11 protein-coding genes and 1 pseudogene are annotated in these 15,664 nt (G+C 65.9%); 4 read left to right on the top strand and 8 right to left on the bottom strand.

Features of this window, described 5'->3' with window-relative positions; all coding sequences use genetic code 11:
- Positions 1 to 3: 3 nt before the first annotated feature.
- Positions 4 to 1,632 (bottom strand): hypothetical protein, encoded by a 1,629-nt coding sequence (locus tag IFT71_RS05645; RefSeq protein ID WP_192139617.1) that lies wholly within the window; start codon positions 1,630 to 1,632, stop codon positions 4 to 6.
- Between the two features lie 179 nt (positions 1,633 to 1,811).
- Here IFT71_RS05645 and IFT71_RS05640 point away from each other — a divergent pair.
- A pseudogene (locus IFT71_RS05640) lies at positions 1,812 to 1,940 on the top strand (BrnA antitoxin family protein); the annotation flags it as partial.
- Here IFT71_RS05640 and IFT71_RS05635 read toward each other — a convergent pair.
- Positions 1,931 to 2,206, bottom strand: a complete 276-nt coding sequence (locus IFT71_RS05635; protein ID WP_192139613.1) for a type II toxin-antitoxin system mRNA interferase toxin, RelE/StbE family — start codon at positions 2,204 to 2,206, stop codon at positions 1,931 to 1,933. The pseudogene IFT71_RS05640 and the gene IFT71_RS05635 overlap by 10 nt on opposite strands.
- Entirely contained in the window at positions 2,203 to 2,379 is a 177-nt protein-coding gene (gene relB / locus IFT71_RS05630) for a type II toxin-antitoxin system RelB family antitoxin (protein WP_192139611.1), read from the bottom strand. Before relB ends, IFT71_RS05635 begins: the two co-directional genes overlap by 4 nt.
- A gap of 303 nt (positions 2,380 to 2,682) precedes the next feature.
- Here relB and IFT71_RS05625 point away from each other — a divergent pair, with 303 nt between their 5' ends.
- Both IFT71_RS05625 and IFT71_RS05620 read left to right on the top strand, forming a co-directional pair.
- The gene (locus IFT71_RS05625; RefSeq protein ID WP_192139609.1) at positions 2,683 to 3,582 is read left to right on the top strand and encodes an RNA-directed DNA polymerase; all 900 of its coding nucleotides are present in this window, start codon (positions 2,683 to 2,685) and stop codon (positions 3,580 to 3,582) included.
- Between the two features lie 21 nt (positions 3,583 to 3,603).
- Positions 3,604 to 4,329, top strand: coding sequence for a hypothetical protein (locus IFT71_RS05620; RefSeq protein ID WP_192139607.1), 726 nt, complete (start codon positions 3,604 to 3,606; stop codon positions 4,327 to 4,329).
- A gap of 29 nt (positions 4,330 to 4,358) precedes the next feature.
- Here the strand turns inward: IFT71_RS05620 and uvrA are convergent, their stop codons facing one another.
- Positions 4,359 to 7,256: an excinuclease ABC subunit UvrA gene (gene uvrA, locus IFT71_RS05615; RefSeq protein ID WP_192139605.1), complete on the bottom strand. Its 2,898-nt coding sequence runs from the start codon at positions 7,254 to 7,256 to the stop codon at positions 4,359 to 4,361.
- 137 nt (positions 7,257 to 7,393) lie between these two features.
- Between uvrA and IFT71_RS05610 the strand changes: the two genes are divergently transcribed.
- Positions 7,394 to 7,900, top strand: a complete 507-nt coding sequence (locus IFT71_RS05610) for a hypothetical protein (protein ID WP_206757442.1) — start codon at positions 7,394 to 7,396, stop codon at positions 7,898 to 7,900.
- Positions 7,901 to 7,939: 39 nt separating this feature from the next.
- Here the strand turns inward: IFT71_RS05610 and IFT71_RS05605 are convergent, their stop codons facing one another.
- The 4 genes from IFT71_RS05605 to IFT71_RS05590 form a co-directional block, all read right to left on the bottom strand.
- The gene (locus IFT71_RS05605) at positions 7,940 to 8,596 is read right to left on the bottom strand and encodes a DUF4893 domain-containing protein (RefSeq protein WP_342212600.1); all 657 of its coding nucleotides are present in this window, start codon (positions 8,594 to 8,596) and stop codon (positions 7,940 to 7,942) included.
- A 1,057-nt stretch (positions 8,597 to 9,653) separates the two neighbouring features.
- Positions 9,654 to 11,060, bottom strand: coding sequence for a dihydrolipoyl dehydrogenase (lpdA, locus tag IFT71_RS05600; RefSeq protein WP_192139601.1), 1,407 nt, complete (start codon positions 11,058 to 11,060; stop codon positions 9,654 to 9,656).
- A 127-nt stretch (positions 11,061 to 11,187) separates the two neighbouring features.
- Positions 11,188 to 12,426 (bottom strand): 2-oxoglutarate dehydrogenase complex dihydrolipoyllysine-residue succinyltransferase, encoded by a 1,239-nt coding sequence (odhB, locus tag IFT71_RS05595; RefSeq protein WP_192139599.1) that lies wholly within the window; start codon positions 12,424 to 12,426, stop codon positions 11,188 to 11,190.
- Between the two features lie 164 nt (positions 12,427 to 12,590).
- On the bottom strand, positions 12,591 to 15,530 hold the full coding sequence (locus tag IFT71_RS05590) for a 2-oxoglutarate dehydrogenase E1 component (protein ID WP_192139597.1): 2,940 nt from the start codon (positions 15,528 to 15,530) through the stop codon (positions 12,591 to 12,593).
- Positions 15,531 to 15,664: the final 134 nt, after the last annotated feature.

The raw sequence follows: 15,664 nt of genomic DNA, 5'->3' as shown, positions 1-15,664 counted from the left end.
GCCTCAACGGCTTGCGTGCAACCCTGTTCCCGGATCGAGGCCGGGTTCGGCACCGGAACCGTCGCCGGGATCCGCCGACGCGGCGAGCTGAACCGTCAGGGCGGCGATCCGCGTCGTGACGCGCGCGAACCAGCGGTCGCGATCCTGCCGCTCCGACGCCGCGAGCGACGCGCGCGACAGATCCTGCGCCGCGTCCATCAGCTCGGCCTCGGCCGGCGTGAGCGCACGGGCATAGTCGTCGTCGCCATAGTCGCCGACCACCGCGCCCGCGAACCCGGCCGGCGGCGGGAAGCGGGTGCGCCACGCGCCGGTCGCCGCGCAGCGCCAGACCGGCGGGTCGAAACCGGGCAGCGCGCCCCCGACGTCCCCCGCCTCCGCATAGTCGTCATCGTCGTCATAATCATAGTCGTCGTCGTCCTCCTCCTCGGCCGAATGTTGCGAATGTTGAGACGATAGCGCGGTTTCGTCGTCCCCGGCGGGAGGGGGCGCAGGGGGCGGCGGGGCGAGTGCGACCATCCCGGCAGCCTCGGCGGGCGCCCATTGCTCGCCGCTCCAGCCGGCGCGCGCGGCGGGATCGAGATCGGCGATATCGACCTCGGCCGCGGTCGCGACGCCGGTGCGGACGAGCCGGTCGGCGGCGGCGAGCGCGTAGATCGGCGCGAGATCATGCGCATCGGCCCCCGCGGCATCATCGGCGCCCCCTGCCCCGGCCCCGCCCGTCCGCCGCGCGAGGAACAGCCCCGCGCGCGCCGCGCCCTGATCGCGCCCGACGAGATCGAGATAGGCGTCGAATTCCTGCGCGACGAGCCGCGCGGCCTTGGCATCGGCATCGGGCGCGCTCTCCGCCTGGCGATCGAGCCGGGCGAGCAGCGCGAGGCCGAGCCGGTTGTCGTATTTGTGCCGGGTGATGACCGTCTCGCCGCGGACGATCGTGTCGACCGTCCCCTCGAGCGCGCGGACAAGCAGCGTCTCGGCGATCGAATCGCGCGCGACGAGCGCGGCGGCGCGCCAGCCGAGCGCGAACACCGCGCCCTTGGCGGTGCGGCGGAACGCATAGGCCGAGGTGGCGGACAGGCCGACGCGGCGCGCGGCGACATCGACCCCGTGCCCCTCGGCGAGCGCCTCGAGAAAGCGGCGCTGGTTGGCGGCGGACCAGCCGTCCTGGCGGCGCGAGCCGCAGGCGGCGCCCGGTGGCATGAGGTCGAGCGCGTCGCGCGCGGGCTGGTGCGGGTCGGGGTCGTCGCCGGGCGTGTCCGGGTCGGCGGGCGCGCGGGGCGGCGCCGCGGCGGCGGGCGTGTCGAGGGGGTCGTCGTCGTCCACCTCCGCGCCGCCGGTGACGAAGGTGGTGGGCGGCGAGGCGATCACGGCCGTGTAGCGATCGTCCGTGCGGGGATAGCTCGCGGGGGCGCCGCCTTCGGGGACGACCGCGCGGGGGACCGCCAGACCGGGGCCCGAGACGGCGGAGCCGGGCTGCACGCGCAGCCGCGCAGGCGTGCCGCCCCATCTGGGGGTGTCGGCGGTCGAGGTGATCCGCGGCTTTATGGGCTCGGGCGCGTAGAGCGCGGCATAGTCGGTGCCGGGGACCGTCGCGAAGGCCGGTGCGCGGGGCGGCGTGTCGGAACGTTTGTTCACGTTTTGATCCTATCCCGAGGGGAGAGGACCGATCAGATATGCTGAAACGGGGGTAGTAGGACAGCCCTCCGGGGCGGTCATTCCGTACCTTTCGCCGAGGTGTTTCGTGCAATTCGGCGGTCGGGCGGCGGTGGGGGACCGGATCGGGCGGCAGAGACGGCGCGACTCGGCCGAGGGGTTGCGGGGTCAGGCAGCAAGGAACGGTGCGAGTCGATCCCGACGTGCTGGCGACTTTTCGCGAGGGCGGGCCGGGCTGGCAGGGGCGGATCAATGCGCCGATGCGCGCGGCGGCGGGGCTTCAGGGGTAGCGCTGGCGGGCGTGGAGGACGGCGAGGATCTCGATCGTCTTGGTGACGCGGTAGACGAGGACGTAGTTGGGATGGACCACCGCCTCGCGAGTGCCGGCGACGCGGCCGGGGCGGTAGAGATAGGGGTGATCGGGTAGCGTCTCCGCTGTGTGCCTGATCGCGGCGATCAGCCGTTGCGCGGCGGCGAAATTGCGCGGGGCGATATAGTCGGCGATCTCCAGCAGGTCGCTGGTGGCATCGTCCGTCCAGACGAGCGGCAGCGTCACCGCGGCCGATGCTGCTCGATGATCTCCTGCACCATCGCCATCACCTGATCGTGCGGGATGCTGGGCTCGGTGGACGTCATCGCCTTTTCGACCTTCGCGCGGAACCACGCGTCATAGGCTTCCGCCTCTTCGGTGGTCGCGAACTCGGACTCGATGGGCGAGAGCTTGGCCATGTGGGGAATTATAGCAGGCGGCGGGGTGGGCTGGAAGCTGGTTACGCGAACCGGCGTGCCAGTCATCGTGCTTGGCTGGAATGGCGCCGTCTAAGGCTGCCCCATGCTTCGCAGGTGCGTCGAGCAGCAGGGGCGTTGCGGTCTGATCCGAACGTAATACCCAAGTTATTCCCGATCCCCCGGTGGTAGGAATACGTCGACTAAATGTCGCGCTTCAACAGTCAACAGGGTTGCCAGATCTGTTCATTTGACGCAGCATTACATACTATGGCGTTAACGTAGCGCTTCGGAGTTACAACAATCATGCTCGAAGCACATTCCGCAGCTCGCGCGATTCTTCATCTGGCCGCGATGGGTGATACCGACATTTTTCCCCCGCCGTTCGAGTTCACTTTCTATGCCGAAGAGAGCGAAAAAATTTCCACAAGAATTGGTTTAATCGATGCAGCGTCTTACAAGCCAAAAAGCTGCTTCGAAGCCTTAACGCCTAAAAGCGCGCTATCATTTAGGATAGCTCATCAGCTCTACCCAGCCGATACGCTCTTATACACCGCTGCGGTCATCCAAATAGCACCGTCGATCGAAGCCATTCGCCTTCCCTCGACCGAAGGGCCTTTCTCGTATCGATTTATCGATGATGCCACCAACCCAAAGCTGTTTTCTGATTCGTCAAGCTTTCATGATTGGCTATCGTACCAGAGGGACACCCTTCACGATCCAAATCCCTTCTCAGACGTTAAGTATGTTATTGAGACAGACATTTCCGATTTTTATGCGCGCGTTTACTTCCACAGAATTGAGCATGTTCTTGACGATTGTGGCGCCTCCAATAGCGTACGCAAGATAATTGAAGGTATTATCAAATTTAGCCGAGCACGCCAGTCCCATGGATTGCCGGTTGGAACCTCCGCTTCACGACTGCTTGCCGAGGGCTTGCTAAACGATACGGACCGAATGATTTCGGCAAGATCTGAGAAATACACGCGGTATGTGGACGACTTTCGGATTGTGCTAAACCATCAAAATGAGGTTCACTCCACTCTCTGCAGACTAGCCGAGCATCTTATGCTAACAGAAGGTCTCAGCCTTAATGCGAGCAAGACTAAGACTTACACGTCAGATTTAGCTCACGGCATTATAGACAAAAAGCTCTCAGATATTTTTAATGATGACGAACTGGTGGCATTGAGCCAGTATATTTGAGCTGTCTACGACGAAGAGGACGTGTCGGTAGAAGACATTCAAGAAATTAATCCCGAGGATCTCGCTACAAAGCTCGAAGAAATAATTCATCGAGAAAATGTTGATTATACAGCTGTTCGCGTCGTCCTGAAGGCGCTCAGAGCCGTCGTTTACCCAGATCCTATTTCATTTGCTCATAGGTTTGCCGAGTTACTTTATTACACGCCTAGAGACTTTTGCATATTAATGGGCGCAATGGCTCAGCGTCAGCCAGACTCGGCCTCCCAGATCGCGGAAGTTCTGGTAAACCTGCTTAACTCGCCCCCTTACAAAGACATGGCCATTTCCCGTATCTGGGTTGGTTATCTATTTACTATACAGGCTTTGCCAATCAGCCATGAATTGCTCGCGATCTTGGAGCTCCAAGGATCGGTGATTGAGAAGCGGCAACATTTATTGATTCGTGGCATTTTGAATGATCGCGGTTATTTTCGCGAAATGAAAACGCGCTTTGATGAAGTGAGCGACTGGGAAAAGCCGGCTCTTATGTTTGGGGCGGCATGTCTAGCAAAAGGAGAATATATTACATGGCTTGATACTATAAAAGATCATATATCGGATCCCTTTTCGGAAATATATCGCAAGTGGCTTATTGCAAATCAAACTACGCTTAACGATAAGCTAAATGTCAGTCTATTTGTCAAATCTAGAAGCGACAAGATTCTAGAGGATTTTACAGCCCTTATCGATTTGGATCCGGCCTTCTAAGCAGTGATATCTACCGAATGGCCGAATAATCACTCCGCCGTCACCACCTTCTTCTCCAGCAACGGCGCCAGATACTTGCCCGTGAAGCTGCCCTTGGCCTTCGCGACCTTCTCCGGCGTGCCTTCGGCGACGATCTCACCGCCCTTGACGCCGCCCTCCGGCCCCAGGTCGAGGACCCAGTCGGCGGTCTTGATGACGTCGAGATTATGCTCGATCACGACGACGGTGTTGCCCTGCTCGACGAGCGCGTGGAGGACTTCGAGGAGTTTGCGGACGTCCTCGAAATGCAGGCCGGTGGTGGGCTCGTCGAGGATGTACAGCGTGTTGCCGGTCGCGCGGCGCGAGAGTTCCTTGGCGAGCTTGACGCGTTGCGCCTCGCCGCCCGAGAGCGTCGTCGCCTGCTGGCCGACCTTGACATAGCCGAGACCGACCTCGACCAGCATCGCCATCTTGTCGCGGATCGGGGGGACCGCCTTGAAGAACTCGGCGGCGTCCTCGACGGTCATGTCGAGCACGTCGGCGATGCTGTGGCCCTTGAACTTCACCTCGAGCGTCTCGCGATTGTAGCGCGCGCCGTGGCAGACGTCGCACTGCACATAGACGTCGGGGAGGAAGTGCATCTCGATCTTGAGCACGCCGTCGCCCTGGCACGCCTCGCAGCGGCCGCCCTTGACGTTGAAGCTGAACCGGCCGGGCTTGTAGCCGCGCGCCTGGGCTTCGGGGAGGCCGGCGAACCAGTCGCGGATCTGCGTGAAGCTGCCGGTATAGGTGGCGGGGTTGCTGCGCGGGGTGCGGCCGATCGGCGACTGGTCGATGTCGATGACCTTGTCGAGATATTGCAGGCCGGTGATCTTGTCGTGCTTGCCCTGGACGATGCGCGCGCCGTTCAGTTCGCGCGCGGCGGCGGCGTAGAGCGTGTCGATCGTGAAGCTCGACTTGCCCGACCCCGAGACGCCGGTGACGCAGGTGAAGGTGCCGAGCGGGATGCTCGCGGTGACGCCCGTCAGGTTGTTCGCGGTGGCGTTGTGGACGGTGAGCTTCTTGCCGTTGCCCTTGCGTCGCGTGGTCGGGACCGGCACTTCGCGCGTGCCGTTGAGATAGTCGGCGGTGATGCTGGTCTTCGACTTCAGGATCTGTTTCAGCGTGCCTTGGGCCACGACCTGGCCGCCGCGGACGCCTGCTCCCGGGCCCATGTCGATGATATAGTCGGCGGTGCGGATCGCGTCCTCGTCATGCTCGACGACGAGCACGGTGTTGCCGAGATCGCGCAGGCGGCGCAGCGTCTTGAGGAGCATGTCGTTGTCGCGCTGGTGCAGGCCGATGCTGGGCTCGTCGAGGACGTAGAGCACGCCCGACAGCCCGCTGCCGATCTGCGACGCGAGGCGGATGCGCTGGCTCTCGCCGCCGCTTAGGGTTCCCGAGGTGCGGTCGAGGTTGAGATAGTCGAGGCCGACATTGTTGAGGAAGCCGAGGCGCTCGACGATTTCCTTCAGGATGCGCTCGGCGATCGCGTTCTGCTGGTCGCCGAGATGCTGCGGCATGTCGGTGAAGAACTGGAGCGCGTCGACGACCGAGAGGTGGGTCGCGTAGCTGATGTCCTTCATCGCGATCTTGACCGCGAGCGCTTCGGGTTTCAGGCGCGCGCCGGCGCAGACCTCGCACGGGGCGGCGGACTGGTATTTGTTCAGCTCCTCGCGCATCCACGCGCTCTCGGTCTGGAGCAGGCGGCGGTTGAGGTTGCCGATGACGCCCTCGAACGGCTTGGAGACGTCGTATTTCTTCTTGCCGTCGATGAAGGTGAGCGTGACGGGCTTGCCCTTCGAGCCGTGCAGGATGACGCGCTGGACCTCCTCGGGGAGCTCGCCCCAGGGGGTCTCGATGTCGAACTTGTATTCGCGCGCGAGGCTGCCGAGGACCTGCATGTAATAGGGCGAGGGCGGGTTGGATTTCGCCCAGGGGACGACCGCGCCCTTCTTGATGCTGAGCATGTGGTTGGGGACGACGAGGTCCTCGTCGAACAGCAGTTTCTCGCCGAGGCCGTCGCAGGCCGGGCACGCGCCCTGGGGCGCGTTGAACGAGAAGAGGCGCGGCTCGATCTCGGAGATGGTGAAGCCGCTGACCGGGCAGGCAAACTTCTCGCTGAAGACGATGCGGCCGTCGGGGGCGTTGCTGCCGAGGATTTCGGACTTGGGGGTGTGCGGCTCGACCGGGTCGGCGGGGTCGACATAGGCGAGGCCTTCCGCGAGCTTCAGCGCGGTCTCGAACGATTCCGCGAGGCGCGTGGCGATCTCGCCGCCCACCACCAGGCGGTCGACGACGACCTCGATGTCGTGCTTGTACTTCTTGTCGAGCGCAGGCGCCTCGTCGATGTCGTGGATCGTGCCGTCGATGCGGACGCGCGTGAAGCCCGCCTTCTGCCACTCGGCGAGTTCCTTGCGATACTCGCCCTTGCGGCCGCGGACGACGGGGGCGAGCAGATAGAGCCGCGTGCCCTCGGGGAGCGCCATGACGCGGTCGACCATCTGGCTGACGGTCTGCGCGGCGATCGGCTCGCCGGTCGCGGGGGAATAGGGGATGCCGACGCGCGCCCAGAGCAGGCGCATGTAATCATAGATCTCGGTGACGGTCGCGACGGTCGAGCGCGGGTTGCGCGAGGTCGTCTTCTGCTCGATCGAGATCGCGGGGCTGAGGCCCTCGATATGGTCGACATCGGGCTTCTGCATCAGCTCGAGGAACTGGCGCGCATAGGCGCTGAGGCTCTCGACGTAGCGGCGCTGGCCCTCGGCATAGATCGTGTCGAAGGCGAGGCTCGACTTGCCCGAGCCGGACAGCCCGGTGATCACCGTCAGCGTGTCGCGGGGGATGTCGATATCGACGTCCTTGAGATTGTGTTCACGCGCGCCGCGTACGGAAATCTTGGTCAGCATAGGAGAGTCTGTTCCACATTTGTTCGGACGCGACAAGCCCGGGAGGGCGCCGGGCGGGTGCTCGCAAAGATGGGTAACGCCGAACCATTGTCCAAGGTGCCGACGATAGTTACATAGTGTATTGTTAGTACAATACAGTGCTGGAGACCGAGATGGGCAAGAAGAAGGAGCGTCGCGAACGCGAGGCGCGCGAGCGCGAGGCCGAGACGGGCGCGACGAAAAGCGAGGGGTTCGAGGCGCGCTGGTCCGCCAAGGCGGGCAAGCATGGCGGCGCGGCGCCGTTCGCGGGGATCGCGGCAGCGCTGACGCGGCAGATGGGCACGCCCGCGGGACGCCAGGTCATCGCGGCCGGGCTGATGATGGCGGCGACCGCGATCACGGCGAAGGATATGCGAGGCGCGACGCCGCCACCTGCACCGCCCGAGCCACCCAAGCCGCCCAGGCCGCCAGAATCCTCGGCCGAGGCTTCGCCGGAGGCTCCGGGCGCGTCGACGGCGGGCAGCGGGCCGTTCGCGGGCGAGACGCCGGAACCGCCCAGGAGCGACGCTGCTGCGCTGCCGCCCGAATTCGCCAAGGTGATCGACTCGTTCGCATCGGGCCTGGAGCGGTTTGCGGCGAACTTCGCCAAGCCGCCAAAGGGCTGATGCTTCCGATCCTCCCCCGCAAGGGGGAGGGTTCTACGCTCAGCGCGGCGTCGCGGGCGTCGCGGGCGGCACCGGGACCAACTCGTAGAGATCCAGGATCGCGCCCTGCCCCGCGCGCGTCATCACGAGGCGCCAGCGCAGCGGGCCGACGCGTTCGACGACGCCCGCGACGTCGCGCGCCGGGTTGGTGCCATAGGGCGGCGCGACCTGCGCGGGCGCGGTGCGGACGGTGCCGAGGAACACCTGCCGCCGGTCGGTGTCGGGGTGCAGCCAGCCGCCGGGCAGCGTCGTGCCGGTCTGCTTGGTGAAGGACAGCCCGGCGCCGTTGCCGTCGACATAGCAGAAATCGGGCGCGAAGCTCGCATAGCCCGCCCGCCCGCCGAGCCGGACCAGCCGGCAGCGATAGGAACCGGGCGACAGCGCGGGCAGGTCGAGCGCGCCTGCGGGATCGAGCAGCGCGCCCTCGGCCGCGACCCGGCCCGCGAGGCGTCTGGGCACCGCGGCGCGCGCGCGCGTCCAGCTGTCGCCGAGTGCGGCGAGCCGGGCGCGGTCGTCGGGCGTCGCGATCGTCGTCCAGTTTGGGGCGGCCGGTGCGGGGTCCGCGGCCGGCGCCTTGCTCGCGGTACCGCCCTGGGGCTGCGTCGCGCAACCGGCGAGACAGGCCGTTCCTATCGCCAGGATCATCAACGCACGCACGGCAGGCTCCTTGCACGGCCGGTCGCGACGGTGGCGTCGCCGCGGCGTGGAGACGAGTGGCTATGCCGGGCTGGTAAACGGATTGCTAACAACTGCACTAATCTGGCTCAGTTTCGACCCGAGGTGAGGGATGGATGCGGTGAGGTGCGGATGAGCGGTTGGTGGAGGTTGGCAGGGTACGAGGCAACCCCCTGCCTGTCGTCATTTCGGCCCGAACCGGGACTCAGGGCCGCGGGCGGGTGCGCTTGGGGCTCTGGGTCCCGGCTTTCGCCGGGATGACGGGAGGGGGCGGGTTGGGAGCGCTGCGGGTGCGGCGTACTGGGTTCACGCTGGATGCGGGCCGTTGCGGGTGCGGGAGCGATTTTGTCGCGCCTCTCCTTCCCGTCATCCCGGCGGACGCCGGGACCCATGGTCGCGGGCCGGGTTATGGCGGCACGGGATCGCCGGGTCCGCCGTAACCATGGGTCCCGGCGTTCGCCGGGATGACGGATGGGGTGCGGGTCGTTGCGGGTTTGCCTGCCGCTACGGCCCGGCGATCGATGGCGAGAGACATGATGCGCCCACCCCCTGCCGTCATCCCGGGCTCGACCCAGGACCCAGTGCCGCGGGCGGGTGCGCTTGGGGTTCTGGATCCTGGCTTTCGCCAGGATGACGGGAGGGGGGCGGGTTGTGGCGGGTGCGGGAGCGATTTTGTGGCGCCTCCCCTTCCCGTCATCCCGGCGGACGCCGGGACCCATGGTCGCGGACCGGGTTATGACGGTGCGGTATCGCCGGGTTCGCCGTGACCGTGGGTGCCGGCTTTCGCCGGGATGACGGAGGGGGGTGCGGGTCGCTCGCGGGGTTTGGGCTTGAGAGCGGGTATGTTTCGCGCGCGTTCGGCGGACGTGGAGAGGGCGCCGGTGGGGTTTCCACCGACGCCCTTCCGAAACGCAGTTTAGCCGGGGCTTGGTCGGACAGGGGCTAAGCCCCTGTCGTCGGACGGCGCTGGAGCGCCGCCGGCCGGTCTGACCGCGGGGTGCTCGGCCGTAGCTTCGCTACGGCCGTCGCGCGGTCGGACTCAGATGTGGATCGGCTTGCCCTGTACGGCCATCGCCGCTTCCTTGAGCGCCTCGGCATGCGTCGGATGCGCGTGGCAGGTGTAGGCGATGTCTTCGCTGGTCGCCCCGAATTCCATCGCGATGGCGGCTTCGGCGATCAGCGTGCCGGCGAGGCTCGAGACGATCCAGACGCCCAGCACGCGGTCGGTCTTGGCATCCGCGATGACCTTGACGAAGCCGTCGGTGTCGCGGTTGGTCTTGGCGCGGCTGTTGGCGGCGAAGGGGAACTTGCCGACCTTGATGCCACCCGATTCGGCGGTCATGTCCTTCGCGGCTTCCTCGGTGAGGCCGACGCCGGCGATTTCGGGCATCGTGTAGACGACGGACGGGATGACGTCCTCGTTGACGATGCCGGTCTGGCCGGCGATGTTCTCGGCCACCGCGACGCCCTCGTCCTCCGCCTTGTGCGCGAGCATCAGGCCGGGGACGCAGTCGCCGATCGCCCACACGCCGTCGACCTTGGTCTTGAAGCTGTGGTCGGTCTCGATCTGACCGCGCTTGTTGAGCTCGAGGCCGATGGCTTCGAGATTGAGGCCGTCGACGTTCGCCTTGCGGCCGATCGAGACGAGCACTGCGTCGGCGGTCATCGTCTCGGACGCACCGCCGGCAGCGGGCTCGACGGTGACGGTCGCGACACCGTTGTCGACGGTCACACCGGTGACCTTGGTCGAGAGCTTCAGCTCCATGCCCTGCTTCTTGAACAGCTTGGCGCTCTCACGGCGGACTTCGCCGTCGAAGCCGGGGAGGATCTGGTCGACGAATTCGACGACGGTCACCTTCGCGCCGAGGCGACGCCAGACGCTGCCGAGCTCGAGACCGATCACGCCGCCGCCGATGACGACCATGTGCTCGGGCACCTTGGGGAGCGCGAGCGCGCCGGTCGAGTCGACGACGGTCGTCTGGTCGACCGCGACGCCGGGGAGCGGCATGACGCTCGAGCCGGTGGCGATGACGATGTTCTTGGCGGTGACGGTCTGGCCGTTGACGTCGACGGTGTGCGCGTCCTGGAACGCGGCCTTGCCCTTGAGCCAGGTCACCTTGTTCTTCTTGAACAGGAATTCGACGCCGCCGGTCAGTTCCTTGACGGCCTTGGCCTTCTCGGCGTGCATCTGGTCGAGGTTGAGCGAGACGCCGGTGAACTCGACGCCGAACTTGGTCATGTGACCGGCCTTGGCCTCCTCGTACAGCTCGGATGCGTGGAGCAGCGCCTTGGACGGGATGCAGCCGACGTTGAGGCAGGTGCCGCCGAGCGTGTCGCGGCTCTCGGCGCAGGCGGTGCGCAGCCCGAGCTGTGCGGCGCGGATCGCCGCGACGTAGCCGCCGGGGCCTGCGCCGATTACGAGGACGTCATAGTCATAGTCAGCCATTGTCGCTTCTCTCTTACTTCCCCGGCGCAGGCCGGGGCCCAGTTGGGAGATATATGGGGAGGGCGAGGCGCTTCGTCACCGCGGCCTTCCCCACTGGGCCCCGGCCTGCGCCGGGTTGGTTAGATACTTACAGGTCGATCAGGATGCGCGTCGGGTCTTCGATCGCGTTCTTAAGCGCGACGAGGAACGTCACGGCTTCGCGGCCGTCGATCAGGCGGTGATCGTAGCTGAGGGCGAGGTACATCATCGGGCGGATGACGATCTGGCCGTTCACGACGACCGGGCGCTCCTCGATGCGGTGGAGGCCGAGGACCGCGGACTGGGGCGGGTTGATGATCGGGGTCGACATCAGCGAGCCGAACACGCCGCCGTTCGAGATGGTGAAGGTACCGCCCTTCATCTCGTCCATCTTGAGTGCGCCGTCCTTGGCGCGCTTGCCGAAGTCGCCGATCGTCTTCTCGATCGTCGCAACCGACATCTGGTCGGCATCGCGGATCACGGGGACGACGAGGCCGCCCGGCGACGAGACCGCGACCGAGATGTCGGCATAGTCGTGATAGACGATGTCGTCGCCGTCGATCGACGCGTTGACCGATGGGATGTCGCGCAGCGCCATGGTCGCGGCCTTCACGAAGAAGCCCATGAAGCCGAGGCGGACGCCGTGCTTCTTCTCGAACAAGTCCTTGTACTTGGCGCGCGCCTCGATCACCGCGGTCATGTCGACGTCGTTGAACGTCGTCAGCATCGCGGCGGTGTTCTGCGCTTCCTTGAGACGCTTGGCGATCGTCTGGCGCAGGCGCGTCATGCGGACGCGCTCTTCGCCGCGGCCCGAGGCTGCGGGCGCTGCGGCGGGTGCCGGCGCGGGTGCTGCGGCGGGCGCTGGCTTGCTCGAGGCGGCGGCGGTCACGTCTTCCTTGGTGATGCGGCCGTCGCGGCCGGTGCCCTTGACGGTGCCGGGGTCGACGCCGTGCTCGAGGACCGCGCGGCGGACCGATGGCGAGAGAGCTGCGGGCGAGTCGCTGGTGCCGGCGCCGGGCTGGTCGCCGTAACCTGCGCCGGACTCGTCCTTGGCAGGCGTTGCGGTCGCGGCGGGCTCGGGGGCCTTGGCGGGGGCAGCGGCGGCGCCGTCACCGGCGTCGATCGTGGCGAGCATCGCGCCGACCTGGACCGTGTCGCCGACCGCGACGGCGTGCTGGCCCATGACGCCGGCGACCGGCGACGGCACCTCGACCGAGACCTTGTCGGTCTCGAGGCTGGCGATGGGCTCGTCGACGGCGACGGGATCGCCGGGCTGCTTCAGCCACTCGCCGAGGGTGGCTTCGGTGATCGATTCACCCAGGACGGGGACGGTGACTTCGGTTGCCATTTTCTCGGTTCCTCCACCCCGGCGTAGGCCGGGGTCCAGTTACGAAACGCTGATTGGCCGGCGTTTCGCTCAATTATATCTACCATCCCAACTGGGCCCCGGCTTGGGTCCCATCAAAGTATTACTTTAATGGGTGCCCCTTCGCCGGGGTGGTAGAAGACAGTTCAGTTCGCGCGGGTGCGGCGGATTTCGTCGCGGACGCTGTGGCCGAGCGCGTCGGCGACGAGTGCGCCCTGCTCGGCCTGGTGACGCTTCATCAGGCCGGTCGCGGGCGAGGCCGAGGCGCTGCGCCCGGCGTAGCGCGCACGCTTGACCGGCGAATTCACGCTGGCCAGCGCCTCCTCGATCAGCGGCTCGACGAAGAACCAGTAGCCGTTGTTCTTCGGCTCTTCCTGCGCCCAGACGATCTCTTCCAGGTTCGGCATCCTGGCGACGCGCTCGGCGATCGGGTTGCCGGGGAAGGGATAGAGCTGTTCGACGCGGACGATCTGCGTGTCGGTGTCGCCCGCCGCATCGCGCGCCTCGATCAGGTCGTAGGCGACCTTGCCGGTGCACAGGACGAGACGCTTCGTATCGACGTCCGCCGCACCATTGGTGTCGGACAGGAGGCGGCGGAAGTGGCTGTCGCCCTGGAAGTCCTCGGCGTTCGACACCGCGAGCTTGTGACGGAGCAACGACTTGGGCGTCATCACGATCAAGGGCTTGCGGAAATTGCGGTGCATCTGCCGGCGGAGCAGGTGGAAATAGTTCGCCGGGCTGGTGCAGTTCGCAACCTGGATATTGTCGTCCGCGCAGGACTGGAGGAAGCGCTCGGGACGCGCCGAGCTGTGCTCTGGCCCCTGCCCTTCATAGCCGTGCGGGAGCAGCATCACGAGGCCGTTGGCGCGGAGCCACTTCGACTCGCCCGACGTGATGAACTGATCGATCATGATCTGCGCGCCGTTGACGAAATCGCCGAACTGCGCCTCCCAGAGGACGAGCGTCTTCGGATCGGCGAGCGCGTAGCCATATTCGAAGCCGAGCACGCCGTACTCGGACAGCGGGCTGTCGAGCACCTCGAAATTGCCGTGCTCGATCTCCTGCAGCGGCACGTACTTGTGCTCGTCGGTCTGGTCGACCCAGACCGCGTGACGCTGCGAGAAGGTGCCGCGGCCCGAATCCTGGCCGGACAGACGGACGCCGTATCCTTCGGAGAGCAGGCCGCCGAAGGCGAGCGCTTCGCCGGTCGCCCAGTCGAAGCCCTTGCCCGACTTGAACATCTCGCGCTTGGCGTCGAGCACGCGCGCGAGCGTCTTGTGGATCTTCACGCTCTCGGGAACGGTCGTCAGCGTGCGGCCGAGCGAGTCGAACAGCTTCTGGCTGAGACCCGTCTCGACGTTGCGGCGCGCGGAGGCGCCGTCGGTCGGCGCGCTGAGGCCGGTCCAGCGACCGCCGAACCAGTCGGCCTTGTTCGGCTTGTACGACGCACCCGCCTCGAACTCACCCTCAAGCCGCAATGTAAGCTGCTTCACATTCTCGTCGATCCAGGGCTGGTCGATGACGCCTTCCTTGATCAGGCGGTTGCCATAGACCGAGCTGACGCCGGGATGCTTGCGGATGATGTCGTACATCAGCGGCTGGGTGAAGGAGGGCTCGTCGCCCTCGTTGTGACCGAAGCGGCGATAGCACCACATGTCGATGACGATGTCGCGGTGGAACTTCTGACGGAATTCCATCGCCATCTTGGTGGCGAAGGTCACCGCCTCGGGATCGTCGCCATTGACGTGGAAGACCGGCGCCTGGACGCCCTTGGCGACGTCCGACGGGTAGGGCGACGAGCGCGCGAACTGCGGGCTGGTCGTGAAGCCGACCTGGTTGTTGATGATGAAGTGGACGCAGCCGCCGGTGTTGTAGCCGCGGATCCCTGAGAAGCCGAGGCACTCCCAGACGATCCCCTGCCCCGCGAACGCCGCGTCGCCGTGGATCAGCACGGGGAGCGAGGCGACATGGTCCTTCAGATCGTTGTTGAGCGTCTGGATCGCGCGCGTCTTGCCGAGCACGACCGGATCGGCAGCCTCGAGATGCGACGGGTTGGCGACGAGGCTCATATGAACCTTGTGGCCGTCGAACTCGCGGTCGGTGCTGGTGCCGAGGTGATACTTCACGTCGCCCGAGCCGCCGATGTCATCGGGGTTGGCCGATCCGCCGGCGAATTCGTGGAAGATGACGCGGAGCGGCTTTGCCATCACGTTGGCGAGCACGTTCAGACGACCGCGATGCGCCATGCCGATGACGATCTCGCGCACGCCCATCTGGCCGCCGTACTTGATGACCGATTCGAGCGCGGGGATCATCGATTCGCCGCCGTCGAGCCCGAAGCGCTTCGTGCCGACATACTTCTTGCCGAGGAACTTCTCCCACTGCTCGGCTTCGATGACCTTGTTGAGGATCGCCTTCTTGCCGTCGACGGAGAACTCGATCGCCTTGTCCTGGCCCTCCATGCGCTCCTGGAGGAAGCGGCGCTCCTCGACATCGGCGATGTGCATGTATTCGAGGCCGACATTGCCGCAATAATTCTTGCGCAGCGTGTCGACGAGCTCGCGGATGGTCGCCCATTCGAAGCCCATCGTGCCGCCGAGATAGACCTTGCGGTCGATGTCGGCGTCGGAGAAGCCGTGATATTCGGTCTTCAGATCCTCGGGCATCTCGCGCTTCGAGAGGCCGAGCGGATCGAGATTGGCGGCGAGGTGACCGCGGACGCGGTAGGTGCGGATCAGCAGCTGCGCGCGGATCGCGTCGGCCGCGGCCTTGGCGATCTCGTCCTTCGAGACGGGGGCGGGCGCGGCGGCGGCGGGAGCAGGCTTGCCGCCACCCTTTGCGGGCTTGGGCGCGGGCTCCATCTGGGTCGGGTCGAGCGCCGCGGTCAGATCGTCCGTGGTGGTCAGCGGCCAGCGCGCGCTTTCCCAGCTCGGGCCCTGCGCGGAGCCTTCGAGCCCCTCGAAGAACGTCCGCCAGCCGGATTCGACCGAGGCCGGATCGGCGGTGAACTTGGCGTAGAGCGTCTCTACGAACGCCGGGCTGACGCCGGCTGCGATATCGCTGAAATCCTGGCCTTCGTAGCCCATGTCGTTCGTCCTCAGTTTCCCGCTCCCCCGCGGGGGAGTGGGAGGGGCCCGCCCGCACTTGCGGGTGGGAGGGTGAGGGCACGGGCGGTCACGTGCCCTCACCCTTCCGCCGCCACATGGCGGCTCCTTCCCTC

The organism is Sphingomonas sp. CFBP 13733 (genome assembly GCF_014841795.1).
GTDB classification, from domain to species: domain Bacteria; phylum Pseudomonadota; class Alphaproteobacteria; order Sphingomonadales; family Sphingomonadaceae; genus Sphingomonas; species Sphingomonas aerolata.
The sequence above is the reverse complement of the archived record's forward strand: the minus strand, read 5'-3'. Positions and strand labels throughout refer to the sequence as shown.

Bases quoted from the DNA above. Each gene is read 5' to 3' on its own strand.
- relB (WP_192139611.1), bottom strand. From the start codon at position 2,379: ATGGCCAAGCTCTCGCCCATCGAGTCCGAGTTCGCGACCACCGAAGAG.
- IFT71_RS05625 (WP_192139609.1), top strand. From the start codon at position 2,683: ATGCTCGAAGCACATTCCGCAGCTCGCGCGATTCTTCATCTGGCCGCG.
- uvrA (WP_192139605.1), bottom strand. From the start codon at position 7,256: ATGCTGACCAAGATTTCCGTACGCGGCGCGCGTGAACACAATCTCAAG.
- lpdA (WP_192139601.1), bottom strand. From the start codon at position 11,060: ATGGCTGACTATGACTATGACGTCCTCGTAATCGGCGCAGGCCCCGGC.
- odhB (WP_192139599.1), bottom strand. From the start codon at position 12,426: ATGGCAACCGAAGTCACCGTCCCCGTCCTGGGTGAATCGATCACCGAA.
- IFT71_RS05590 (WP_192139597.1), bottom strand. From the start codon at position 15,530: ATGGGCTACGAAGGCCAGGATTTCAGCGATATCGCAGCCGGCGTCAGC.